This window comes from Lysobacter sp. DMC97 (assembly GCF_056313745.1).
In genome coordinates this window covers 344,013-367,270 of record NZ_JBQUZR010000006.1, presented here as the reverse complement: position 1 = coordinate 367,270, position 23,258 = coordinate 344,013, and the positions used below count along the sequence as shown (strand labels likewise).

The following is a 23,258-nucleotide window of genomic DNA, read 5'->3' as shown; positions in this document are numbered from 1 at the left end:
CGCCGGGACCGCGGGGCGCTACGATCAGGCCACGCGCCCCGTTCCCTGCGCGCAACGCCGGCCATCGTCCGCCTCGGCGACCCCGCATCGCCCGCCCCGACGGCGTCCGGCATCCAACGATGCATGACAAGGAGAAGCACCATGGTACGCAGCAAGCTCCACCTCGCGCTCATCGCCGCGCTCGTCGCCGCACCGCTCGCGCACGCCGCACCGACCGAGATGAAAGAAGCGCCCGTCGCCGCCGCACCGTCGGCCAAGGCGCTCGGCGGCGCCGAGTTCGCGATCGCCACGCGCGGTCCCACGCTGGTCTCGCTGTCCGCGCCGTCGGTGATCGAGGCGCGCTCGCTCAAGAGCCGCCGCCAGGATCAGGTCAAGCACGGCCAGCCGTTCGAGATCGGCCTCGCGCGCGACGTGCCGAACCCGCGTATCGCCCTGCAGAAACTGGGCTGGCAGCGTCTGTCCGACGGCCGCCTCGCGACGTCGTTCGAGGTCGCCTCCGGCAATGCGGTCGCGATGCGCACCGCGCTGTCGCTGAAGACCCTCGGCCGCGTCGATGCGTCCGGCGTGACCTTCCGCTTCGGCGGCAACGACGGCCGCGTGTTCGAGATGAACGGCCGCGAGTTCACCGGCAGCGACGGCGGCTGGTCGCCGGTCACGATGGGCGCCAAGAGCACGGTCGAAGTGGTGCTGGCGCGCGGCCTGCGTCCGCAGAACTTCGCGCTGTCGATGCCGCAGGTCTCGCACCTCGACATGAGTCCGATCACCAGCGAGGCCGCGATCGCCTCGGTCGCGAAGATCGGCGAGAGCGGCAGTTGCGAGAACGACATCGTCTGCCGCGTGAGCCCGACCGCGGGCTTCCTCAACGCCGAGAAGGCCGTGGCGCGCATGCTGTTCACCAAGGGCGGCGCGTCGTACCTGTGCACCGGCACGCTGCTGAACAACACCAACGCGACCAAGCGCCATCTGTTCTGGAGCGCCGCGCACTGCATCAGCACGCAGAAGGTCGCCAACACGCTGCAGACCTACTGGTTCTACAAGGCCACCACCTGCGGCGGCACCACCCAGGCCCCGGGTGCGGTCACGCTGACCGGCGGCGCCTACCTGCGCTTCGCCAACACCACGCGCGACACGCTGCTGCTGGAACTCAAGACCGCGCCGCCGGCCGGCGCCTACTATGCCGGCTGGACCAGCACCGCCATCGGCGCCACCGGCACCGCGATCGAAGGCATCCACCATCCCGCCGGCGACGCGAAGATGTATTCGCTCGGCAGCGTGACCGGCCTGAGCACCACCATCGACCGCAAGTCGCCGCTGTACCAGGTGGTGTGGAACTCCGGCGTGACCGAAGGCGGCTCGTCGGGCTCGGCGCTGTTCAAGGTCGCCACCGACGGCACCTACCAGCTCACCGGCGGCCTCTACGGCGGCTATTCGTTCTGCTCCGCGCCCAGCGACCCGGACTACTACTCGCGCTTCGCCGACGTGTATTCCAGCATCTCGACGTACTTCGGCCCGTAAGCCGGCACACACGCTCCATCGCGACACGACGGGCCCGGTGCATGCCGGGCCCGTTCTTTTCCGATGATCGATCAATCGCGCACGAACAGCAGGCGATGCAACGCACGCATCACCGGCCGTGCCACCGGCACCGTCTGCGCAATGGTCACGTCGAATTGCCGACGCCAACGTCGGCGCGTCTCGACCGGAACGCGATGCCGCTGCAACCACCGCGAAATGATCGCGGCAAACAGGAAGCCTGCAAGACCGCCGAGCGGCATGCCTGCAAGCTCGACGATCTCGCGCTGCAGCATGTCAGGCCACGCCGCAGCGCACGCCAACGGCAGCCATGCCAGCGCCAGGAACATGCCGGCCGCCATGCACGCGATCATCAGCAGAGCGAAACACCAACCCCAGAACAGGTCTTCCCGCGACGGCGGCAGCGGCGCGTCGTCGCGATTCACCGCACGCGCTCTGCCGCCCACACCGCCAGCTTCTCGCGCCCGATCTTGGCGTTGTGGCGGATGTCGACCGGGAACGGCTTCGGGTGGTGCAGGAACGTCGTCACCTTCGCGGTGTGGACGAAGCCTTCGCCGAGGTGGCGCAACTGCTCTTCGATGCGCGGCCATTCGCCCGCCGCGACGCCCGCACGCAGTTCGACGCACAGCACCGGGCGCTGCGAGCCGAAGGTGCCGATGCCGACCAGCGCGGTGCGGCGCACGTCGGGATGCGCGTTGAACACCGGTTCGATCTGCTCGGTGCACAGGGTGTCGTCGGCAGTGACCACGCGCTGGGTCTTGCGGCCGCAGAACCACAGCCGGCCGTCGGCATCGAAATAACCGAGGTCGCCCATGCGGTGGACGATGCGCTCGCGGCCGTCGGGCAGCGTCTCGCGGATCTTCGCCAGCCGCGTCTGTGCCTCGCGGCCGAAATATTCGTCGGTGGCGGTGGGACCGGCGACGGTGATCTCGCCGACCAGCCCGCCGTGCACCACCAGATCGTCAGACCAGCGCTCGATCGCCGCATCGTCGACGCGGATGAGGCGCACCACGTTCGGCGGCACCGCGCGACCGACGCAGGTGCCGGCGCCGTGTTCGGTGCGCTCGCGCAGCGTCAGCAGTTCGCGGCCTTCGATGATCGCCACCGGCAGGCATTCGGTGGCGCCGTAGGGCGTCCAGAAGTTCGCGTCCGGCGGCAGCAGCGAACGGATCTTCGCGACCACGTCCGCCGGCACCGGCGCGCCGGCCGACATCACCGTCTTCACGCCCGCCAGCGGCTGGCCGTGGTCGGCCAGCACGCGCATCAGCGCCGGCGAGCCGAACAACTGGTCCACGCCGAAACGCTTGATTGCCGCGTGCAGCTTGCGCGGATCGGCCTGCGCCGGCCGCGTCGGGTCCATGTCGGGGATGATCGAGGTGGTGCCGAGCGCGGGATCGAACAGCGCGAACGGCGGGAACGTCGGCAGGTTGGTGCCGCCCGGCGCGATGCCGAAGGCTTCGCCCATCATCGCGATCTGGCCGACGAAATGGCGGTGGCGGTAGACCACGCCCTTGGGGATGCCGGTGGAGCCGCTGGTGAACAGGATCGCGGCGACGTCGTCGGGCGCGGTGTCGGCCAGCTGCGGCCCGGCGCCCGCGCCGGCGCGTTCGAGGTCGGCCAGCGTGGCATCGGCGAGGATCGCGCGCGCGCCGGTGGTCACGCGCACCTTCGCGCCGCGCGCCCAGCGCAGCAGCACGCGCGCGACCTGCGCCAGCGGGATGCCGATGAACGCCTCCGGCTTCGCTTCGTCCAGGCACTGCCGCAGCGCGCGGCGGTCGATGCCCGGATCGACCAGCACCGGCACCGCGCCGGCCTTGAACAGCGCGAACATCAGCAGGAAGAACTCGGGCGTGGGCCGCACCATCACCACGGCGCGGGTGCCGCGGACGATGCCGCGCGTCGCGAGCCCGGCGGCGATGGCGTCGCTGCGGCGATCGAGGTCGGCGTAGGTCAGGGCGATGCCGTACGCGCCGTCGCGGCCGGGGCAGCGCATCGCGACCTGGTCGGGCCGCGCCGCGGCCAGCGGCGGCAGGCAGGCGGCGATGTTGCAGGGCGTGGCGGGGGCGTCGGCGGTCGTCATCCCGGCATTGTCCCCCGCGGGCGGGCCCGGTTGCCAATCGCGGCGGCTTGGGCAGAATGCAGCCGCTCCCGTTCCTTCACCCGGCCTCGCGCTACCCGAACCCGCATGCCGCATCCCTGCCTGTCCTGCGGCGCCTGCTGCGCCGCCTACCGCGTGTCGATGCACTGGTCCGAGGCCGAGCCGTCGCTGGGCGGCACGGTGCCGGTCGCGCTGACCGAGGTGCTGGACGGCCATCGGCTGTGCATGCGCGGCACCTGGGCCGAGCGCCCGCATTGCATCGCGCTCGCCGGCACGGTCGGCGACGCGGTGCACTGCACGATCTACGACGCCCGCCCGTCCCCGTGCCGCGAGCTGCGGATGTCGTGGGAAGACGGCGGCCCGAATCCGCAGTGCGACCGGGCCCGCGCCGTGTACGGGCTGCCGCCGCTGACGCAGGACGCGGTCGCGGCAGCGCTCGCCGGCGGCTGAGCCTCAGCGCACCGGGCGCAGGCGCGCGAGCGGCCCGGGCAATCGCGGGCCGCGACCGTCGTCGACGAGGCCCGCGGCGACCAGCCGCCGGAACGGGGCGAACGTCGCCGCCGCCTGCAGCGCCATGCGCCGCAGCCGCTTCGCCGGTGCGCGTTCGTCGGTGTAGAGCCCCGCCAGCCACTGCGTCGCGAGGTACAGCGGCCGCGTCGCCCGGCGATGGGCGCGTTCATAGTCGGCCAGCAGCGCCGGCGTCCAGTACGGCCGGCCGGCGGCACGCGCGGTGCGGATCGCCTTGGCCAGCGTGTCCTGGCCGAGCAGGCCGAAGTTGAAGCCGTGCGCGGTCACCGGATGCATGCCGACCGCGGCATCGCCGATCGCGACGAAGCGTTCGGCCGCGAATTTGCGCGGATACACGCCGACCAGCGGGTACGCGCAGCACGGGCCGGTGAAGGTCATCGCGCCCAAGCGGCCGCGGAAGCGGCGGGTCATGTCGGCGCCGAAGGCCTCGGGATCCTGCGCCTGCACCGCGGCGGCCTCGGCATGCGGCAGGGTCAGCACCACCGATGACGCGTGGCGATCGCGCAGCGGCAGCAGCGCCAGCGTCTGGCCGTAGTCGAACCATTCCCACGCGGTCTGTTCGTGGTCGCGCTCGTGGCGCACGCGGCAGACCAGCATGGTGCGGCCGAAATCGCGCATGTCCGCGCCGATGCCCATCGCCCGGCGCGTCTCGGAGAAGCGGCTGTCCGCGGCGACGACCAGGTCGCAGCGCAGCGTGGTGCCGTCGTCCAGCCGCACCTCGGCGCCATCCGCACCGGTGCGCACGCCGGTCACGTTGCGCCCGTCGAACAGCACGACGTCGGGGTTGCCCATCGCTTCGGCGAACGCGGTACGCCGGATCGCGTGGTTCGGCACCAGCCAGCCGAGCTGGTCGCGGCCGCTGTCCTCGTGGCGGAAGCGCAGGCCGTCGGCGTCGTCGCCGTCCAGCACCAGCGCGTCGCGCAGCACCGACGGCTCGTCCTCGGTCAGCCGCGCCCACAGGCCGAGATCGGCCATCAATCGCTGGGAACGGTGGGTCAATGCGATCTCGCGGCCGTCCTCGGCGGGTTCGGCCAGCGCCGCGCGCGGCTGCCGTTCGACGAGGGCGATGCGCAGGCCGCTGCCGGCGAGCGAGCGGGCGAAGCACAGCCCGGCCGGGCCGGCGCCGACCACGACGAGGTCGAACGCGGTCTCGGACGGACGCAGGGAAGTGCCGGTTGCCTCGGCCATGGCGCGCCCTCGCGGCGATTGCGGAGGCGGCAGGTTAGGCGCCGCCGGCGGGCGCGGCGTTGATCCGGGTCAAGCGGACGGACGGTCGCCCCCGTCCTGGTAGAGCGGCCTTCAGGCCGCTGCCGTTTCGAGATGAAAATCAAAACCAGCGGCCTGGTGTTCAACCGCCGAATGGCGGGTCAGGCCGCTCTACCGAGCGTGGGCGTTGCCGCCTCAGAGCGGATGCGCGTCCAGGAACCGCCGCATCGCCGGCACCAGCACCTCGTGCTTGTCTTCCAGCACGTAGTGGCCGGCGTCCTCGAACGCCTGCGTCTCGGCGTCCGGCAGCGCGCGCTGGAAGCCTTCCAGGAAATGATGGTCGAACACGAAATCGCGCAGGCCCCAGCCGATGAAGGTCGGGCGGTCGGCGAACGCCGGCAGGCGCTTGCCCGCGGCGTCGACCAGCGACCACGCCGCATCCTTCGGTCCCAGCGGGATGTCCTGCACGAAGCGCAGGGTCGAGATGCGGTTCGCCCACGAGTCGTAGGGCGCCAGGTACGCCTTGCGCACGTCAGCCGGCATCTTCCGCACCACGCCGTCACTGGCGGCGCCGGCGGCGAAGGCGTTGAAGCCGCGGATCAGCAGCGCGCCCAGCTTCATGTCGCGACCGAGCGTGAGCTGCCACGGCATCGGCTTGGACGACGGCAGCGGGAACGCGGCGGTATTGGTGATCAGCAGCCGGCGCACCTGGGCTTCGTGCGACAGCGCCCAGCCGAAGCCGATCATCCCGCCCCAGTCGTGCACGGCCAGCGTCACCGGTCCGTCCACGCCCAGGTGCTTCAGCAGCGCGGTCAGGTCGTCGACGCGCGACTGCAGCGTGTAGCGATAGCGATCGTCGCCGGGCTTGTCCGACAGGCCCATGCCGACGTGGTCCGGCACGATGCAGCGGTAGCGGTCCCGCAGTCCCAGCACCAGATGCCGCCAGTAGAAGCTCCACGACGGATTGCCGTGCAGCATCACGACGATCTCGCCGTCGCGCGGGCCCTCGTCGAGGTAGGACATCGCGATGCCCGGACGGACCTCGAAACGCTGCGGGGTGAAGGGATAGTCGGGGTAGCGGGAAGCGGTCATCGGCGGCATCGGCGCGGGAAAGCGTTCCACCGCGCGCGGCGGCCAGGGAACAGGGCCGCCAAGGATAAGCCCTGCCCCCGGGTTTGGCACCGCGGCGGACCGGCCGCCGCGGGGCCGTCAGGGTCCCGGCTTGCCCAGCAGGCGGTTCGAGAACTCGTCCAGCGCCTGCTTCAGCTGCTCCTCGCGCAGGGCCACCGCCAGCGCCGGCCCCTCGGCAGGGGTCGCGCGCGCGCGTTTGCCGGCCGCCGGCGGGGGCGCCACGGACAAGGTCGAGAGGCGGTCGGCCAACAGGGCCAGCACCTGCTGCAGCTGGATCTGCTGCTCTGCATGGCGTTCGAACCAGTCAGACCCGGGCACCGGTGCGGGCGACGCTGCAGGAACCGCGACCGGCACGGCCGGAGTGGCCAACCGCTCCGACAGCCGTTCGAGCGCGGCGAGCAACTGCGGCCAGGGCGCCTCCGCGTCCGGCCGGGGCTCGGCAGCAGGCGTCTCCGCCGCGGGCGCCGGCATGGCCAGCCCGCGCACGCTCTCGACCAGATCGTGCAACTGCGCCACGACGCGCGGCCCGACCTCGGCCTCGCCCGCGCCGGTGGCGCGATCGCGCTGGAAGTCGCGCTTGATCTGCGCCCAGCGCGCGGCCTGCGTGGCGTCCAGCGTGCCGCGCAGTTCGCCGAGCCGCAGCAGATTCTCCTCCGCGCCGCCGGTGAGCAGTTGCGCCTCGCCGCGGTAGTGATCGGCGATCAGCTGCTGCACCTCGGCCTCGTTCATCGCCGGCGAGAGCTTCTCCGCGAGCTTGTTCATGTTGCGGTAGCTGCCCTGCAGCTTGAACGGCGGCTCGGTGCGGTAGCGATCGGCCTGCGCGGCGCTGGCGATGTACTGGCGATTCACCGCGTACACGGTGTCGCGCACGCGGACCAGCCGCTGCAACGTTGCCACGATCTCGTCGATCTCCGCCGGGCCGTAGGCGTGCGACAGCGTGGCGGAAGAGAACGGCCGCCCTTCGGCCTTGTCGACGAGCGTGTGCAGGTCGCCCGGATCGCGCTGGGCCAGCGGCGCCAGCACCGCATTGGACGTCAGCGCGTTCTCCAGGTAGCTCAGCAGGAAGGCCTGCTCGCGCCCGCCCAGCACGTCGCCGAGGTTGTAGACGTCGGCGCGGTTGGCCAGCATGTCGGGCACGCGGAAGACCTCGCCCGATTCGGTGTACGGATTGCCCGCCATCACCACGCAGAACTTGCGCCCGCGCAGGTCGTACGTGCGGGTGCGCCCGCGCCACACGCCCTCGATGCGCCGCGTGCCGTCGCAAAGCGAGATGAACTTCTGCAGGAATTCCGCATGCGTGTGCTGGATGTCGTCGACGTACAGCATCACGTTGTCGCCCATTTCCAGCGCGAGGTTGAGCTTCTCCAGTTCCTGCCGCGCGGTGGCGTCCGGCGCCTGCATCGGATCGAGCGAGCGCACGCCGTGGCCCAGCGCCGGGCCGTTGATCTTCATGAAGATCAGGCCCAGCTGGTGCGCGACGTATTCCATCAGCGTGGTCTTGCCGTAACCGGGCGGCGAAATCAGCATCAGCAGGCCCATCAGGTCGCTGCGCTTGGCCTCGCCCACGGTGCCCATCTGCTTGGCGAGGTTGTCGCCGACCAGCGGCAGGTAGACCTCGTCGATCAGCCGGTTGCGCACGAACGAGGTGAGCGGCTTCGCCTGGAATTCCGACAGCCGCAGCGCCTCGCGTTCGCGCGCGACCAGCGCCTGTCGGAGCGCCTGGCAGCGACGGAAGCGCGGCAGGAACTCCTCGCGATGCCGGCGCAGGCGTTCGGCGAAGTCGTCCACGCCGAGCACGACCGCACCGTCGACGATGCGCGCATGTTCGGACAGCAGCCCGTCCACGCGTACCTGCAATTCGGTCTCGCGCACCTGCGCAAGCGCCTCGTCGCCCAGCAGCAGCAATGCGGCCGCCTCCGGTGCGTACGTCGCGAGCGCAGCGTGCGCCGGATCCGCGGCCAGTCCCGTGCACCACTGCATCGCGAGGCGCCAGCGCGCACCGAGCGTGTCGGCGGACACCGCGAGCGCCGACAGCAGGTCGTCCCACAGGCGTTCGCTTTCCAACCGCTGGCGCAGCGCTTCGCGCAGTTCGCGCACGTAGCGGCTGAACACGAACGGCTGCCGCGGCGCCGCCAGGATGTCGACGAGGTAGGCCGCGGCGCGCGCATGCAGCGTCGCATCGAAGGCCAGTGCTTCGGCATCGGCCAGCGCGCGCAGCGTGTCGGCGATCTCCGCGCGTAGCGCTTCCAGGCCCGCACGATGCGCGAACACGCGATCGATGCCCTGCGCGTTGCGCGCGCGGTCGGGCCAGCGCGCGGCCTCGGGCCGGCCACGCAGCGCCGCCCACGCGACGCTGGCCCATGCGCGCGCGTCCGGACCATGCGCGAGCGCACCAGCGGCATCGCGCAGCGGCAGCAGCGCGGACAGCAGGCGTGCGGCATCGTGATCGTGGATGCCTTTCTCGTAGCCGTCGCGATAACGCTGTGCGGCGAACTCGCGCACGGTCTTCGCCAGCGTGTCGGGCTGCGGGCGTTCGCTGCGCAAGCGGTCGAGGCTCAGCCCGTCGTGTCCCTGCTCGGCCGCGGCCAGCAGGTCGCCGACCAGATATTCGGCGCGCGCCAGCAGCGGCGATTCGGATTCCAGCGTCGCGCTCCACACGTCGCGCAGCGCATCGAGTTCCGCGTCCTGCACCGGCGCGAAATAGCCGGTGCCGGTGAGATGCAGCGCGAGACCATCGCCGCGCGGCAACAGGGTGAGGTCCAGCGACTGGGTGTTGACGCTGAAGCGATGGCGCGGGCCGAGGCGGACGACATTGCCGCCGGCCTCGAACAGGTCGCTGCGGTCGCGCAGCGTCCGCATCGACTGGTCGCGCACGCGCTTGAGCCGCGACTCGATGTCGTCGGCCTTCACGCTGTCCTTCAGCTCGCGCAGCCGCGCGGCGAGATCGCGCAGCTTCACCACCAGCGGATCGCCGGCAAAGAACGCGTTCAGCGCATCCGCGTCGCCGAGCCGTTCGGTGCGACGCGGCAGTCCGTCGAGGATGCGCGCCGCGGCGTCGGCCAGCGATTGCGCGCGACGCTGGCGTTCGTCGACCAGCGTCTGCTTGTGCGCCTCGAAGGTCTCGATCAATTCCTCGCGCTTGGTCGCGATGTCGGCCAGGAACGTGTCGTGCTCGCCGAAGCGGCCTTCGATCTCTTCCAGTTGCAGCAACAGTCGCGACAGCGCCTGGTCGCAGGCATCGGGATCGCGCGCGCCCGACAGCGCGCCGGCGATGCCCTGCCCCAACAGCGCGAACTGCGCGCCGAACTGCGCTACGGCCTCGCCTTCGCCCAGGGTCTTGCGCCGCTGCTCGGCGCGGGCCCGCGCCTGGTTGAGCTTCGCGTACAACGCGGACAGCGCTTCGACCACACGCGTGCGCTGTGCGGCGTCGTCCACCGGCAGCGTCGCCATCAGTTCCGACAGCATGTCGAGGTCGGCGGAGAGCGTGCGCATCGCCTCCAGCGGCGCACGCAGCGCGGCGACGCCGGTCGCCTGCTGCGCCTCGGTGTCGAGCGCGCGGATGCGGTCCTCGTAGGGCTGCAGCACGCGCGGATCGGCAAGATACGTACCGGCCGCGGTCGCGGTCCGCGCCTGCGCGTCCAGCAGCGCCGTCTCGAACGCGGCGACGGCGTCGAGATCGACGTAGCGCGCCTCGCGCAGCGTCATCCAGCGGCCACGCTGCGACGAGAGCGCGTTCAACGCATCGACGCAGTCCTGCACGCGCTCCCAGCGATCGGGATGCAGGCGATCGAACAGTTCGCGCTGGCGCGTCTCGGCCTCGGCCATCGCTTCGGTGGCGCGACGACGCAGGCTTTCGACCTTCTCGTATTCGTCGATCACCGACTCGCTGCTGGCGACGATCTCGCGCAGCAGCGGTGCGAGGCCATCGCAGTGCGCGTCCTCGATCCAGTGGTGCCGGTCGAACAGCCGGCGCGCGCTCTGGGTGAGGCGTTGGTAGTGCGCCGCCGACAGCGCCGCGGCGGCGATCTCGCGGGCGAGGTCCAACAGGTCGGACAGGCCGCGGACGAGCTCGGCATTGCCGATCTTCCCGAAGAAACCTTCGCCTCGCGGCTGGCGCAACGCATGCGCCTCGGACGCGAACGGCGTGCGCCAGACCTGCATCGGGTGCACGCGCGTCGGCGTATCGTCGGCACTGAAGATCACCATGCGGCCGTCGTCGAGGCGCGCGCAGCCGTGGCCGATCACCGGCGGCTGCATGCCGCGCTCGATGCTGTTGTAGACGAACAGCGCGATGCGGCCGTCTTCCGGCGCGTAGAACAGGTACAGCACGTCCTCGCCGTTCGGCGCGCGCACCGCGCGCTGGAAACCCATGCCCTGCACGTCCTGGTCGAACGTGCGCATTTCGCCGTTCTGCAGCAGGTAGCCGCCGGGGAACACGATGCCGTGGTCCTCCGGCAACTGCACGCAGGCCTGGCCGATCGCATCGATGCGATGCACGCGCCGCGATGCCGGGCTGTACGCCAGATGCCGCCAGACGGTCTCGCGATACGGCAGCACGCGCAACAGCACCAGCGCGCCGACTTTCGCGTACTCGATGCGCGCATCGTCCAGCGACTGCGTGCGATCCTCCACCGGCTCGCTGTAGATGCCGAGGCCGGAGTCGGTGTTGTTCTCGATCTTGACCGTGAGGTCGCCGTTGACCGTCTCGACGAACACTGTGTCGAGGATGTTCATGTGCGGATGCTTGCCCCCCACCGCCTGCTCGCGGCCGGCGCGCTGCCATTCGAAATCCCGGGCCGGCGGCGGCGCGATGTCGCGCTCGCCGCGGTTGTCGACATAGCGCACGGTGCCGTCCGCGGCCACGCTCCAGCGCAGCACGCGCACGTCGTCGATGCGCTCGCCGATCTGGAACGACGCCAGCAGCAGCCCGTCCTGCGTCGCCAGCTGCAGCAGCCGCGCGTGCTGGTAGTAGGCAAACAGTTCGCCGAAATCCTTGACGAACGCGGGCTCGGCCAGGAAGCTCCCGGCCGGGTCCACCGGCACCACGTCGTAGCCTTCCGGGCCCTCGACCAGCCGGTACAGCGAGAACACGTCCTCGACCCGGGTGGTCTTCTTCAGTCCCATGAACACGTTGTAGCCGAACAGCAGCGCATCGCCGACCTCGACGATGTCGCGGGCGATGCAGTTGTGCTCGGTGGCGATCCGCACGCGGCCGATCGCTTCCATCCGGCTGCTGCCGAAGACCTGCAACCGCTCCGCGTTCAGCGCCTCGACGCGCACGCGCAGCGTGGCGCCCTGCGCATCCAGACGGTGCCGCAGCACCTCGTAGGCGCCGCCTTCGGCGACGGCCCGGTCGACGGCTTCGGCGTTGCCCTGTCCGTCATTCACTGTCGAAATCTCGTCCGTCATGTCCTCAACCATCGTTCGTCAACGGCACCGCGTACCGACCAGTGCGTCGCATCAGAGCTTGAACGTCTTGCGCTTGTGCACGAAGTAGCCCGCTAGGCACCAGGTGCCGTCCACCTCCATCATCACGACCTGTTCGGTGCAGATGGCGCCGTCGCAGTCCAGCTGGTTGTCGAATGTCACGTAGCGACCTTCCGGCGCCTTGTCCGGTGCGGAATGGAACCTGCCGTTCCCGTACGTGCGCCGGAACCCCGGCGGCACGAGCGAGCGGAATGTCTTCCGCTGCGCGATGAATTCGTCGCGCTTCATGATCGTCCTGAAGATCGGTGCCGCCTCGTCCCAGGCCTCGCCGAAACGGTCCTCATCCAGCGTGGCCAGCACGCCGGATTCCGCCGTCATGGCGTTGCTCCGGTCCTGGTCGGTGACAGGGATGGCATCATCCCGATTGCCGCTGGAGAAGTTGAACCGGCACGCTGTCGTCGACAGCGCCAGTATCGCGATCAACACCAGACCGCCCCAGCCTCCCGCACGCTTCGATCCCTTCATGGTCGTTGCCCCCGATCTGTCCTCGATGCGCCGCGGCCATTCGCGATGCCGCGGCGCGCTTCCGGCGTCAGGCGTCTTCCGCCTGCATGGCGTCGGCCACGACCGGCGCGGCCTTGCCCGCACCCGGCTGCAGCGACAGCAGCTTCTGGATCAGCTCCTGCACGATCGGGCTCTTGGAGGCCACGCCTTCCACCGCCTTGCCGACCGAGAGCGCCTTCGCGAACGAGTCGAAGAACGCGCCCTCGCCGCCGACGATGTCGATGTTGGCCTTGGCCAGCGCGGTCGACAGCACTTCGGCCTGCTCGCGGGCGATGTCCTTGTTCGCGGCGATGCCGGCCATCGCCTGCTCGAAGGTCTTCTCCAGCTGCATGCGGAATTCCTCGTGCGCACGCGCCTGGTCGCTGAGCGAGCCCAGCGCCGCGAACTTCTCGTTAAGGCCTTCGGCTTCCGAACGGTACTTCTCGCGCATCACCTCGGCCTGCGAGAAGCCGACGCGCTTGATGACGTCCGCCTCGACCGTGCCCTTCTCCTGCGCACCCTTCGCCTCGGCACCCAGCGTCTCGGCGACCACGCGGGCCTTGGCGAGGCCTTCCTTTTCGAGTGCCGCAGCCGACACCTCGCGCACGCGCGCGTCGGCCAGGCCCGGCGCGGCGCGCTCGGCCTCGACGCCTTCGGCGAGGCGCTTCTTCGCTTCGGCCTGCTTCGCCGCGGCCTCCAGTTCGGCCTGCGCGATCGTCGTCAGTTCCACCGCCTTGTGGCGCGACGCGGTCTCGTCGGCTTCGGCCTGCTTCACCTGGCGCACCAGTTCTTCCTCGGCGCGCGCCTGCGCGGCCAGGATCTTCACCTGCTTCTGGCGATCGGCTTCGGAGATCTGGCGCACTTCCTTGATGCGCTCCTCTTCCTGCGCGACGGTCTTCTCGACCGCGACGCGTTCGCGCACGACGTTGGCGATGTCCTTGCGCTCGACTTCCAGCGCCTTTTCCTTCTCGATGCGCCGCAGTTCGACCTCGCGCTCGCGCGCGACGATCTCCAGCTCGCGGGCGCGATTGACCTTCTCGACCTCGATGGCGACGGCGCGCTGGCGGTTCTGGCCGGCCACTTCGACCTCGCGCTGGCGGTTCTGCTCGCGGATGTCGAGCTGTTCCTGCACCGCGATCCGGGCCTGCTCGGCCTTCAGGCGCTCTTCTTCCTGCACCTTGTGGGTCTCGGCTTCCTCGCGGGCGCGGATCGTCGCGATCTCGCGCTGCTGGCGTGCCTCGGCATCGGCTTGCTGGCGTTCGAGCGCCAGCATCGCCTCGCGCGTCTCGACGTTCTTCTTGCTGATCGCCAGCTCTTCGTTGCGCGCCAGTTCGTTGGTGATGACGTTCTGCGCCGCGGTCAGCTCGGTGATCTTGCGGATGCCTTCGGCGTCCATGATGTTGCTGGGATCGAGCGCCGACTTCGGCGTCTGCTCCAGGTAGTCGATCGCCACGTCTTCCAGCACGTAGCCGTTGAGATCGTTGCCGATCACCTCGACGATGCGATCGCGGAATTCCTGGCGGTTCTCGAACAGCTTCACGAAGTCGATCTGCTTGCCGACGGTCTTCAGCGCCTCGGAGAACTTGGCGTTGAACAATTCGTTCACCGCGGCCTTGTCTGACGCGCGATCGACGCCGATCGCCTTGGCGACCTTCAGCACGTCCTGCGGCGTTTCGTTGACGCGCAGGTAGAAGGCCACGGTGATGTCCGCGCGCATGTTGTCTCGGCAGATCAGGCCGTCCTTGCCGCGGCGATCGACCTCCAGGGTGATGAGGGAGATCTTCATGAACTCCTTCTTGTAGATCACCGGGTAGACCAGCGCGCCGGTGAAATGCACCTTCGGCGTTGCCGACAGGTCGTTCACGATCAGTGCGGTGCCCTGCGGCACCTTCACGTAGAACGCCTTGAAGAGTCCGACGATGCCGAGCAGCATCAGGACGATGGCGCCCGCGACGGTGAGGATCGGAAGGATGGTTGCGCTGAACATCGGTGTCACTCCATTCGGAATGTGTTGCGGTCTCTGAAACGGATCAGGCGCACGTCGTCGCGACCTCCGCCGCGACCGGGACGGGCCTACAGTCGTTCGAACGCCTCGGCAGACATCACCCGGTAGGCATTGTGGTCTTCCAGGTATTCGATCAGCACGACGCGATCGCCGCGGACGAACTGCCCGGGCACGTCGGCGCGCACCTGCAGGATCAGGCCGGCGCCGCCGTCGTCGACTTCGGCGGTACCGCTCTCGCGGGTGATCTCGGGGCTGCGCACGATGGCGTAACGGCCCAGCAGCGGTCGCTGCGAAACTGGCTCGTAGCGATGCAGCATGCGGCGCACCGGCGTCAGCACCAGCCGGCCGACCGGGATCGACACCAGCAGCCCGCCGATCGCGGTCGCCGTGCGCGCGACGCCGGCGATCAGCCCGGTCGGCAGCGCGCGCAGCACGAACAGGTCGGTGAAGTAGCAGAACAGCCAGCCGACGATCGCGATGATCGTGAACACCACCATCACCGGCACGCCGTGCAGGCCGAACTTCATCAGGAAGCCGCCCGCGTCGCCGCCATGGCCGTGCGCGTGGTGGTGTCCACCGACATCGAGGCCGAGGTCGTGCCCGCCGAAGCCGTCCGGCAGCAGGCCGTCGATCGTGTCGATGTGCAGGATGCCCAGCGCCGACAGCAGCCAGTGCACCGTGACCACCAGCAGCAGCACGGTGTACACGACGGTCGGAAACGACGTGACGATGTCCAGGAACGATGCCATCGAATTTCCCCCTCGGTCCGGCGGCGGTGCGCCGGTCCCGTGTCCGGTCAGTCGGCCTGCCGCTTCAATCGCGACAGCACCGAATCGGTACGATCTTCTTCCGCGATGATCCCGGCGCGACGCAGCCGCGCCTCCAGCGCATCCTCTTCGCCGTCCAGCGCCGCGTCCGCGTCGACCCGCGCATCGCGCTCGCCCTGGCGACGCCGGATGCGTTCCAGCGAATCCAGCGCCGTGCGCACGCGCTCGTCGGATTCGCGCCGCCGGCTGGCGACGGCCGCCTGCGCGCGCTGCACGCTTTCGGTGGCACGCACGGTGTCGACCTGCTGCTTCAGTCGCTGGATCGTGGCCTCGAACCGCGCGGCCGTCGCGCGCAGTTGTGCCACGCCTTCGGCGAATTCCTTCACCCGCACCGCTTCGCCGTCGCGTTCGATCTCCAGCAGCGCGATCTTCGCGGCCACTTCGCGTGCCAGCGCGTCCTCGCCCGCCTTCAGCGCCTTCAGCGCGTAGCCTTCGTATTCGGCCAGCTTCGCGTTCGCCGCCTCCAGCCGCTCCGACGCGACCTTGCCGCGCGCCAGCGTCTCGGCCAGCGTCGCGCGCACGCGGTGCAGCTCGCTGGCGTGGTCGCGGATCTCCTGGTCGAGGATGCGCAGCGCCTGACTGTCGGCGATCGCTTCGCCCAGTTCGTTCACGCCACCGCGCACCGCCGCGACCAGACGCTGCCACAGCGCCGGCGCGACCTCGGGCGTCGCTTCGGGCGCGGGCGCGGCGCCCTTGCGCGAACGTCCCTTCGTGGTCATGCGGCCACCCGCAGGTCGCGCAGGTGCGGCGCGTAGGCCTCGGTCGCACGGATGGTGTTGTCGGCGAGCGTGTCGACCTCGAACAGCACGTCGGCCAGCGACGAGCTCGAGCTGAGCGCGCCGAACATGATGTAGACGTCCTCGCCGTCGATCACCTCGATGCCGAGCGTCGACAGCGGGAACAGCTTGTGGGTGCGCAGCACTTCCTCGTTGAAGGCAGCGACGTCGGCGACCTGCTCGACCGGCCACAGCAGCGCCTGGACCACGATCTGCCGGCCCACCACCGCCATGAACAGCGGCAGGTCGCCGTAGTCGTGCATCACGAGGTACAGACCGGGCTCCGCGCCTTCGATCAGTTCGATCGAGAACGCGCCGTCGCGGACACGCTCGCACGCGGCCAGCGCATCGTGCAGCGCCAGGGCCGACCACACCGGGGTTTCGCGCATCGCCTCTTCTCCCTCCATCGCGTCCGACGGGACCAACCCGCCGGAACGACGCATCTGCCGCTCGATCGCCACCAGGGCGTCGGCGTACTCCGGCAACACCCACAGCTCCTTCTTCACCAGCCCCTGCTCGCGCAGGCGGTCGCGGTGGCGACGTTGGTAGAAGGCGGAGCTGCGGCGTTCCATGGGCGGCAGACTAGAGATCACATGTGAGTACGTCAACACATCACATGTGTGATTCCGACGAGCGGCGACCGCCCCGCCAGCACCCGCCCCGGCCAGGCATGCGGGCAACAAAAAACCCCGGCCGGAGCCGGGGTTTCGGGGTTTGCCTGAAGCGGCCGCTTACCAGACCACTTCCGCCATCGAGCAGTTCAGGCCGGAGCCAATGCCCAGCAGGGCGATGCGGTCGCCTTTCTTCAGGCGGCCCATCTCGCGCAGCTTGCTCAGCACGATCGGCACCGAAGCCGGGCCGATGTTGCCGTGTTCGCCGAAGATGGTCATGACTTTCTTGGGATCGATGCCGAAGGCGTCGACGAAGGCCTTGGTGTGGACCTTGCTGACTTGGTGGATGACGAACTCGTCCAGCTCGTCCACGGCCCAGCCCAGCGCCTGGCGGGCGGCGATGAAGGTCTTCTGCGCCAGCTTCAGGCCTTCGGTCAGCAGCATCTTGGTGTCGGTGACCATGCGGTCGAGGTTGCCGCGGCAGAGGGTGTTCCACTGCGTGGCGGCGCGGGTGACGCCGCCGCGGTAGCGCGGGGCACCCGGGGCCAGTTCGGCGCGGGCCAGGACCATGGCGGCGGCGCCGCAGCCCAGGGTCAGCGTGGCCATCTCGTTGCGGAACTCTTCCTCGGTGGCGTCCGGACGGGACATGCGTTCGAGGGTCTTCTCGTAGGCGAGGTTGGCGGTCTCGCCGTCGACGATCAGCGCGTAGTCGATCTCGCCGCGCTCGATCATCCGGCTGGCGATGTCCATGCCGTTGAGGAACGCCAGGCAGGCATTGGCGACGTCGAAGTTCTGGCAGGTGTCGGACAGGCCGAGGTTGCCGCTGACGATGCTGGCGGTCGACGGCTCCAGGAAGTCGCGGCTGACCGAGGTGTTGACCAGCAGGCCGATCCGGGACGGGTCGACGCCGGCGTCGGCGAGCGCCTTCACGCCGGCCAAGGTGGCGGCGTCGGAAGCCTGGACGTCGTCGTCCCACAGGCGGCGAGCGTGGATGCCGGCGACGTCCTCCAGGACGTTGGTCTTGATGCCCAGACGGTCCAGGGTGGGCTGCAGGCGGGCGTTGATCTCGGCGGTGGTCAGCTGACGCGGAGCGTCGATGTGAGCCAGACCGGCGATGGCGACGTGTTGAAACAGCATGGAGGTTGGCCGTCAGCAGGCAGGAACCGCATAGCGTAGCGCCTTCCCCCCGGTTGCGCATCGAAAAACCCGGCCGGCGGTCGCATTTCAGGCGTTCGCCCGGCCGTCGGGCCGGTGCGGGGCCGACGGCCGGGGAACCCCGCGGGCGGCGGCGCATGCCGATCGGCCCATGCCGGGGCACCGGGCGCGAGGGCAGACTGGCCGCTCCCCCGGCTGGCAGGAGCGACGTTCGATGGCGCGTTTGATCGTGGATGCGGTGTCCCAGGAGTCCAAATCGGTGCACGAGGACGGCTACGTCCTGCTGCTGTTCGTGTCGGTGTCGCGCGCGGACACCGGCGCCGCGGTCAACGGGCTGGGCCGGGACCACTTCCGGGTCTGCTCGCCGCTGGGCGCGGTGTTCGAGATGAACATCCTCGCCGCCGAGGAGCTGGACTGGGAGCCGGCCGACACCGAGGCCGCCGGCTGCTACAGCCTGCGCGTGGCCCGGAAATGGGCGCACAGCGGCGAACTCAGCGAGTGGAACCGGCTGGAATCGACCTGCTTCGGCGTGCAGGTGCGGGTGCCCGACGGCCACGGCAGCGTCGATCTGGGCCAGACCGCGGTGCGGATCGACAGCGGCGCGCGCGGCTGAGCCGCGTCAACGCGGCGTCCAGGCCCACCCTGCGCAGCGGCGCACGCCGGCATCGGGGTACGCCTCGAAGCGTTCGCGCCAGCGCAGCTGCCGCGCCGGCTCGGCCGTCACCTTCGGCAGCACCCAGACCAGACGCTCCAGCCGCCGGGGTTCGCCGCGCCGCCATTCGGCGTCGATGACCGGCTCCCAGAACGCGGGCGGCTGGCGGGCGAGCCCATCGCGCAATTCGCCGGCCTCGGCGCTGCCGAGGTATTCCGCCAGCGCCCAGTCCGCCTCGGCATCGGGCAGGCAGGCGCCCAGCGCCTTGAACGCCGCCGTGCGCGCCTGGCGGTTCCAGCTGTTCCAATCGTCGCGCCCGGCATGGGTCGCGAGCAGCGCCTTCAGCCGGTCGACCGAATCCGCGTCGCCCCAGGCGCCCAGCGTGGCGATGGCGGTGGTGCGCAGCCCCCACCACTTGTCGGCGAGCGCGGCCTCGACTTCGGCGCGGGCGTCGGGATCGGGCCTGCGCGTGCCCAGCGCACGCAGGCGGTCGCGACGCTCGCCCAGCAGGTTGGCGCCCGGATGCGCGCGCTGCGTGCGCCGTGCGCGACGGCACGGCAGGCAGCGCACCGCGGTGCTGTCGATCGGGCCCAGCCGGTCTTCGTACCACCACTTCTGCTGCTTCGCGGTCCACACCTGTTCCTGGCCGCAGTCGCGGCAGGTGAAGACCTTGTCGACGTAGAACGTCGGCAGCGTGCCGTACGGATTGTTGTGGCGGGCGAGCAGCGCGCGATCGGCGTCCTCGACGCCGGCGCCCGGCCACGCCACGCCGTGCGGCGAGGCGCGGAGGCGTTCTTCCAGCCGTTTCGCGCGTTCGAGCCGCTTCTGCCGCAGTTCCTCGCGGCGCTGGCGGCCGCTCTTCACTGCCTGCAGCGCCAGGCGATGAAGCGCTGTTCGCCGGAGGTCGGCGGCGCGACCGGCTGCACGGTGTCGGCGCCGATGCCCGGCGCTTCGTTGCGGGCCAGCGTTTCGAGTTCGTCGCGCACCTTCAGCGGATTGCGCTTGTAGTACAGCAGGTTGTCCTTCACCGACACCTCGATCTCGCCGCGCTGCTCGCAGCCGGCCGGCGCATCGGCGACCACGCGCACGCGATCGGCGCCGGGCGCCATGTGCACCCAGGTGCAACCCGATGCGAAGGCCAGCAGGCAAAGCCCGAGGGCCGTTGGAAGCTGCGGAATGCGGATCACGTGCGGCGACCTCGTCGATCAGGGCGCGGAAATCCGAGTGTAGACGACCGGTGCATCGGCGATGCCCGCCTCCGGATCGTCGCCGACGTCGGGCACGTAATGCTCGGCGCGGACGAACCGGTCGGGGCCTTCGAAGGACAACCAGAACCGATCGAGGTGGTCGTGCCCCGGGCGATGCAGGTTGGTGCCGTCGGCGAAGGAGAAGTGATGGTGCCCGTCCTCGTCGACGCCCGCGAACGCGAGCCGCGGCTGGTTGCCCTGCGGGCAGTAATGCGTCGCCAGCAGGCGATCGCCATCCACTGCGTACACGGTCATCGATTCGCGCGTGGCGGACAGCGCCCAGGTTTCCGTCAGCACGGTGCCGCCTGCGGTGAGCCGGTACGTGAGGGTGTGGCGGCGGCCACCGGGGAATTCCCCACGCCAGGTGCCGACCAGCGTCGCGAGGTGGTCGAAGACGACCTGGGCTGTGGGCGGCGGCGCAGTCCCGTTTTCCACGGGCTGCGCGAAAGCCGCCGCGGAGGCGCACAGCAGCAGCGCGCAGGCGATTCCACGCAGGATCATCGGAAGCCCCCTGAAAACACGATGCCCGCCATGATGGCGGGCATCGTTCACGGCTCGCAACCGCTGAGGGTCGCGCAAACACCGGGCAGTTCATCGTCGTCGGCCGCAAGCGGCCGCGGGCCTCACTTCTTCACGGGCTTCCCGTCGGCATCGACGATGGTGACCTCGCCCAGCTTCAGCGCGCGCACCGGCTTCTCGATCTGCTTGAGGTCGCCGACCACGACCCAGGTCAGGGCGTTCGGGTCGATGGTCGCGGCGGCGGCCTTCACCTGGTCGATGGTCAGGCCTTCGATCTCGGCCTTGCGCTGGAACACGTAGTCGTCCGGGCGGCCGTAGCGGACGATGCCGCCCAGCGTGCCCAGCACCGAATTCGCGGTCTCGTACGAACCCGGCAGGCTGCGGATCTCGGTGGACTGGATCTTGCCCACTTCCTCCGCGGTCGGCGGCGTCTTGCCGGTGGCGTAGTCGACGATCTCGCGCTGCATTTCCCTCAGCGATTCGATGGTCTTGTCGATCTGCACCGGCGCGAACGCCGTCCACGGCCGCTGGCCCAGCGCGTTCGACGAGAAGCTGTACGAGCCGTAGGCCCAGTGCTTGTCCTCGCGCAGGTTCATGTTCAGGCGCGAGGAGAACTCGCCGCCCAGCACCGAGTTGGCGATGTCGAACTTCACCGCGCCGGCGTCGGTCGTCGACGGCACCAGCTGGCCGACGTAGAGGTTGGCCTGGATCGCGCCGGGCTGGTCGATCAGGAACACGCGCGGCTTCTTCGGCAGCGCGACCGCCGGGATCGCCGGGTTGGTGCGGGCCTCGCCCGCGCCCTTCCAGTCGCCGAAGTGCTTCTCCAGCAGCGGCACGATCTCCTTCAGCGTGGTGTCGCCCACGATCACCAGCGTGGCGTTGTCCGGGCGCACCCAGTTGGCGTGGTAGGCGACCAGATCGTCGCGGCCGAGCGCGGCGATGGACGCCTCGGTGCCGGTGCCGCTGAAGGGAATGGCGTACGGATGGCCGGCGCCGTACAGCAGCGGCGGCAGCACACGCATCGCGGCGCCGTTGGGGCGGGCCTTCTCCTGCTGGATGCCGGCGATCCAGCTCGCCTTCACGCGATCGATCTCCTTCTGCTCGAAGCGCGGGCGGCGCAGCATGTCGGCGAACAGCGCGATCGACGGATCGAGGTTCTGCTTCAGCGCCGACAGGCCGGCACTGCCGCCGTCGAGGCTGGCGCCGGCGCTGAGGTTGGCGCCGAGGGCCTCGGCGCGGTTGCCGAAGGCGATGGCGTCGTAGTCGCCGGCGCCTTCGTCGAGCATGCCCATCGCGAAGCCGGACGTGCCGAGCTTGGCGCCGGTGTCGGCGACGAAGCCGCCGCCGAACAGGTAGCTCATCTGCACGACCGGCAGGCCGCGGCGCTGGGCCAGGATCACCTTCGTGCCGTTGGACAGCGTGGCGCGTTCCAGCGACGGGAATTTCAGTTCGGGGAAGCTGTCGGGCACCTTCACGCCGGCCTTGCGGTCGACGCCGCTGGCGGTGGTGCGGAACTTGCGGTCCACCGGCGGCAGCACGAGCGGGGTCGGCGTGACCGCCGGCGCCTCGGCCAGCGGCGTGCGCTCGCCGGGCACGACCACCAGCGTGTGGCTGCCGCGGCCGGCGCCGAGCCACGCCTTGCCGGCCGTGGTGATCTGCGCGACGGTGGCGCCGTCGAGGGTGCGCAGCGAATCGCGGAAGCAGCCGGGATTGCCGGTGTAGACGGTGCACTCGGCCAGCACGTCGGCCTTGCCGCCGAAGCCGCCGATGCGCTCCACGCCGCGGATGAAGTCGGCCTTCAGCACGCTGCGCGCCTGGTCGAGTTCGGCCTGGGTCGGGCCGTCGCGCAGCAGCGCCTTCACTTCCTCGTCGATCGCGGCCTCCACCTTCGCCGGGTCCACGCCCTGCTTCACGGTGGCGTTGATCATGAAGCCGGAGCTGAGCTGCGAGGCCATCATCGCGGCGCTGACGTTGTCGACCAGCTTGTCCTTGTGCAGCAGGCGCTGGTCGAGGCGCGACGAGCGGCTGCCGCCCAGCACCTGCGCCAGCAGCTGCAGGCGGTCGGCGTCGGCCGTGCCGGCCTGGGCGACGTTCCAGACGCGGTAGATGCGCGCCTGCGGCACCTTGTCGGCGATCTGCGCGCGGGTGTCCGACGCCATCGGGGCGACGTTGGTCTTCGGCTGCGCCATGGTCGGCGTGGCCGGGATGTCGCCGAAATACTTCGCGACCTTCTGCTTGGCCGTCGCCAGGTCGATGTCGCCGGCCAGCACCAGCACCGCGTTGTTCGGGCCGTACCAGGTGCGGAACCAGTTCTTCACGTCCTCCAGCGAGGCCGCGTTGAGGTCGGCCATCGAGCCGATGGTGCTGTGGTGGTACGGATGGCCTTCGGGGTAGGTCGCCTGGCCGATCAGCGTCCACACCTGGCCGTAGGGCTGGTTCTCGCCCTGGCGCTTCTCGTTCTGGACCACGCCGCGCTGCTCGTCCAGGGTCTTCTGGTCGATCGCGCCCAGCAGGTGGCCCATGCGGTCGGATTCCATCCACAGCGCCATGTCCAGCGCGGTGGTCGGCACGTTCTCGAAGTAGTTGGTGCGGTCCTCGTTGGTGGTGCCGTTCTGGTCGGTCGCGCCGGACAGCTCGAAGGGCTCGAAGAACTCGCCCGGGTGGTTCTCCGAGCCGTTGAACATCAGGTGCTCGAACAGGTGCGCGAAGCCGGTGCGGCCCTTGGGCTCGTCCTTGCTGCCGACGTGGTACCAGACGTTCACCGCCACGATCGGCGCCTTGCGGTCGGTGTGCACGATCACGCGCAGGCCGTTGGGCAGGGTGAACTGCTGGTACGGGATGTCGACGCCGGCCGATGCCGCGGGTTTGCCGGCGGCATCGGCCGGCAGGGGCGCGAAGGCCAGACCACCGCCGACGGCGAGGGCGAGCGCAGCGGCGAGCGCACCGAAGCGGAGGGGGGAACGGCGGAGGACGTCGGACATGCGGGACTCCAGGAACGGA

General features: G+C 70.1%; 18 protein-coding genes. 3 read left to right on the top strand and 15 right to left on the bottom strand.

Going from position 1 to position 23,258, the window contains the following annotated elements; translation table 11 throughout:
• The first annotated feature begins 123 nt into the window (after positions 1-123).
• Positions 124-1,515, top strand: coding sequence for a trypsin-like serine peptidase (locus ACT53Q_RS15125; protein WP_476187479.1), 1,392 nt, complete (start codon positions 124-126; stop codon positions 1,513-1,515).
• A 71-nt stretch (positions 1,516-1,586) separates the two neighbouring features.
• Here the strand turns inward: ACT53Q_RS15125 and ACT53Q_RS15120 are convergent, their stop codons facing one another.
• Together ACT53Q_RS15120 and oleC are read right to left on the bottom strand one after the other, a co-directional pair.
• Positions 1,587-1,958, bottom strand: a complete 372-nt coding sequence (locus ACT53Q_RS15120; protein WP_476187478.1) for a hypothetical protein — start codon at positions 1,956-1,958, stop codon at positions 1,587-1,589.
• Positions 1,955-3,613 (bottom strand): olefin beta-lactone synthetase, encoded by a 1,659-nt coding sequence (gene oleC / locus ACT53Q_RS15115; protein ID WP_476187477.1) that lies wholly within the window; start codon positions 3,611-3,613, stop codon positions 1,955-1,957. Before oleC ends, ACT53Q_RS15120 begins: the two co-directional genes overlap by 4 nt.
• A 105-nt stretch (positions 3,614-3,718) precedes the next feature.
• On the opposite strand from oleC, the gene ACT53Q_RS15110 reads away from it, so the two are divergent.
• Entirely contained in the window at positions 3,719-4,081 is a 363-nt protein-coding gene (locus ACT53Q_RS15110; RefSeq protein ID WP_476187476.1) for a YkgJ family cysteine cluster protein, read from the top strand.
• 3 nt (positions 4,082-4,084) lie between these two features.
• Here the strand turns inward: ACT53Q_RS15110 and ubiM are convergent, their stop codons facing one another.
• From ubiM to ACT53Q_RS15065, 9 genes are all read right to left on the bottom strand, one after another.
• Positions 4,085-5,347 (bottom strand): 5-demethoxyubiquinol-8 5-hydroxylase UbiM, encoded by a 1,263-nt coding sequence (gene ubiM, locus ACT53Q_RS15105; RefSeq protein ID WP_476187475.1) that lies wholly within the window; start codon positions 5,345-5,347, stop codon positions 4,085-4,087.
• A 213-nt stretch (positions 5,348-5,560) separates the two neighbouring features.
• On the bottom strand, positions 5,561-6,457 hold the full coding sequence (locus tag ACT53Q_RS15100) for an alpha/beta fold hydrolase (protein ID WP_476187474.1): 897 nt from the start codon (positions 6,455-6,457) through the stop codon (positions 5,561-5,563).
• Between the two features lie 117 nt (positions 6,458-6,574).
• Positions 6,575-11,884: a DNA repair ATPase gene (locus ACT53Q_RS15095; protein WP_476187473.1), complete on the bottom strand. Its 5,310-nt coding sequence runs from the start codon at positions 11,882-11,884 to the stop codon at positions 6,575-6,577.
• Positions 11,885-11,956: 72 nt separating this feature from the next.
• Complete coding sequence (locus ACT53Q_RS15090; protein WP_476187472.1) at positions 11,957-12,448, bottom strand: DUF4019 domain-containing protein; 492 nt, start codon at positions 12,446-12,448, stop codon at positions 11,957-11,959.
• A 67-nt stretch (positions 12,449-12,515) separates the two neighbouring features.
• Positions 12,516-14,453, bottom strand: a complete 1,938-nt coding sequence (locus ACT53Q_RS15085) for a flotillin family protein (protein WP_476187471.1) — start codon at positions 14,451-14,453, stop codon at positions 12,516-12,518.
• A gap of 86 nt (positions 14,454-14,539) precedes the next feature.
• Positions 14,540-15,220, bottom strand: a complete 681-nt coding sequence (locus ACT53Q_RS15080) for a hypothetical protein (RefSeq protein WP_476187470.1) — start codon at positions 15,218-15,220, stop codon at positions 14,540-14,542.
• A gap of 47 nt (positions 15,221-15,267) precedes the next feature.
• Positions 15,268-16,017 (bottom strand): PspA/IM30 family protein, encoded by a 750-nt coding sequence (locus ACT53Q_RS15075; protein WP_476187469.1) that lies wholly within the window; start codon positions 16,015-16,017, stop codon positions 15,268-15,270.
• Entirely contained in the window at positions 16,014-16,646 is a 633-nt protein-coding gene (gene bacA, locus ACT53Q_RS15070) for a biofilm formation regulator BacA (RefSeq protein ID WP_476187468.1), read from the bottom strand. The genes ACT53Q_RS15075 and bacA overlap by 4 nt, the downstream gene beginning before the upstream one ends.
• Positions 16,647-16,805: 159 nt before the next feature.
• Positions 16,806-17,822, bottom strand: a complete 1,017-nt coding sequence (locus ACT53Q_RS15065; protein WP_476187467.1) for a 3-oxoacyl-ACP synthase III — start codon at positions 17,820-17,822, stop codon at positions 16,806-16,808.
• A gap of 232 nt (positions 17,823-18,054) precedes the next feature.
• On the opposite strand from ACT53Q_RS15065, the gene ACT53Q_RS15060 reads away from it, so the two are divergent.
• Positions 18,055-18,453 (top strand): hypothetical protein, encoded by a 399-nt coding sequence (locus ACT53Q_RS15060; protein WP_476187466.1) that lies wholly within the window; start codon positions 18,055-18,057, stop codon positions 18,451-18,453.
• Between the two features lie 6 nt (positions 18,454-18,459).
• Here ACT53Q_RS15060 and ACT53Q_RS15055 read toward each other — a convergent pair whose 3' ends face one another.
• From ACT53Q_RS15055 to ACT53Q_RS15040, 4 genes are all read right to left on the bottom strand, one after another.
• Positions 18,460-19,356 carry a zinc-ribbon domain containing protein gene (locus tag ACT53Q_RS15055; RefSeq protein ID WP_476187465.1) on the bottom strand — a complete coding sequence of 299 codons (897 nt, stop codon included), beginning with the start codon at positions 19,354-19,356 and terminating at the stop codon, positions 18,460-18,462.
• Positions 19,353-19,601 carry a DUF4156 domain-containing protein gene (locus ACT53Q_RS15050; protein ID WP_476187552.1) on the bottom strand — a complete coding sequence of 83 codons (249 nt, stop codon included), beginning with the start codon at positions 19,599-19,601 and terminating at the stop codon, positions 19,353-19,355. The genes ACT53Q_RS15055 and ACT53Q_RS15050 overlap by 4 nt, the downstream gene beginning before the upstream one ends.
• A gap of 96 nt (positions 19,602-19,697) precedes the next feature.
• On the bottom strand, positions 19,698-20,291 hold the full coding sequence (locus ACT53Q_RS15045; protein ID WP_476187464.1) for a hypothetical protein: 594 nt from the start codon (positions 20,289-20,291) through the stop codon (positions 19,698-19,700).
• A 71-nt stretch (positions 20,292-20,362) separates the two neighbouring features.
• A complete protein-coding gene (locus ACT53Q_RS15040) occupies positions 20,363-23,239 on the bottom strand; it encodes a M16 family metallopeptidase (protein WP_476187463.1) in 2,877 nt (958 codons plus the stop codon).
• Between the last annotated feature and the right edge of the window lie 19 nt (positions 23,240-23,258).

Coding starts and splice junctions, on each gene's coding strand:
- oleC (WP_476187477.1), bottom strand. CDS start 3,613: ATGACGACCGCCGACGCCCCCGCCACGCCCTGCAACATCGCCGCCTGC.
- bacA (WP_476187468.1), bottom strand. CDS start 16,646: ATGGAACGCCGCAGCTCCGCCTTCTACCAACGTCGCCACCGCGACCGC.
- ACT53Q_RS15110 (WP_476187476.1), top strand. CDS start 3,719: ATGCCGCATCCCTGCCTGTCCTGCGGCGCCTGCTGCGCCGCCTACCGC.
- ACT53Q_RS15090 (WP_476187472.1), bottom strand. CDS start 12,448: ATGAAGGGATCGAAGCGTGCGGGAGGCTGGGGCGGTCTGGTGTTGATC.
- ACT53Q_RS15085 (WP_476187471.1), bottom strand. CDS start 14,453: ATGTTCAGCGCAACCATCCTTCCGATCCTCACCGTCGCGGGCGCCATC.
- ACT53Q_RS15050 (WP_476187552.1), bottom strand. CDS start 19,601: ATGGCGCCCGGCGCCGATCGCGTGCGCGTGGTCGCCGATGCGCCGGCC.
- ACT53Q_RS15125 (WP_476187479.1), top strand. CDS start 124: ATGACAAGGAGAAGCACCATGGTACGCAGCAAGCTCCACCTCGCGCTC.
- ACT53Q_RS15065 (WP_476187467.1), bottom strand. CDS start 17,822: ATGCTGTTTCAACACGTCGCCATCGCCGGTCTGGCTCACATCGACGCT.
- ACT53Q_RS15060 (WP_476187466.1), top strand. CDS start 18,055: ATGGCGCGTTTGATCGTGGATGCGGTGTCCCAGGAGTCCAAATCGGTG.
- ubiM (WP_476187475.1), bottom strand. CDS start 5,347: ATGGCCGAGGCAACCGGCACTTCCCTGCGTCCGTCCGAGACCGCGTTC.
- ACT53Q_RS15040 (WP_476187463.1), bottom strand. CDS start 23,239: ATGTCCGACGTCCTCCGCCGTTCCCCCCTCCGCTTCGGTGCGCTCGCC.
- ACT53Q_RS15075 (WP_476187469.1), bottom strand. CDS start 16,017: ATGACCACGAAGGGACGTTCGCGCAAGGGCGCCGCGCCCGCGCCCGAA.
- ACT53Q_RS15100 (WP_476187474.1), bottom strand. CDS start 6,457: ATGACCGCTTCCCGCTACCCCGACTATCCCTTCACCCCGCAGCGTTTC.
- ACT53Q_RS15080 (WP_476187470.1), bottom strand. CDS start 15,220: ATGGCATCGTTCCTGGACATCGTCACGTCGTTTCCGACCGTCGTGTAC.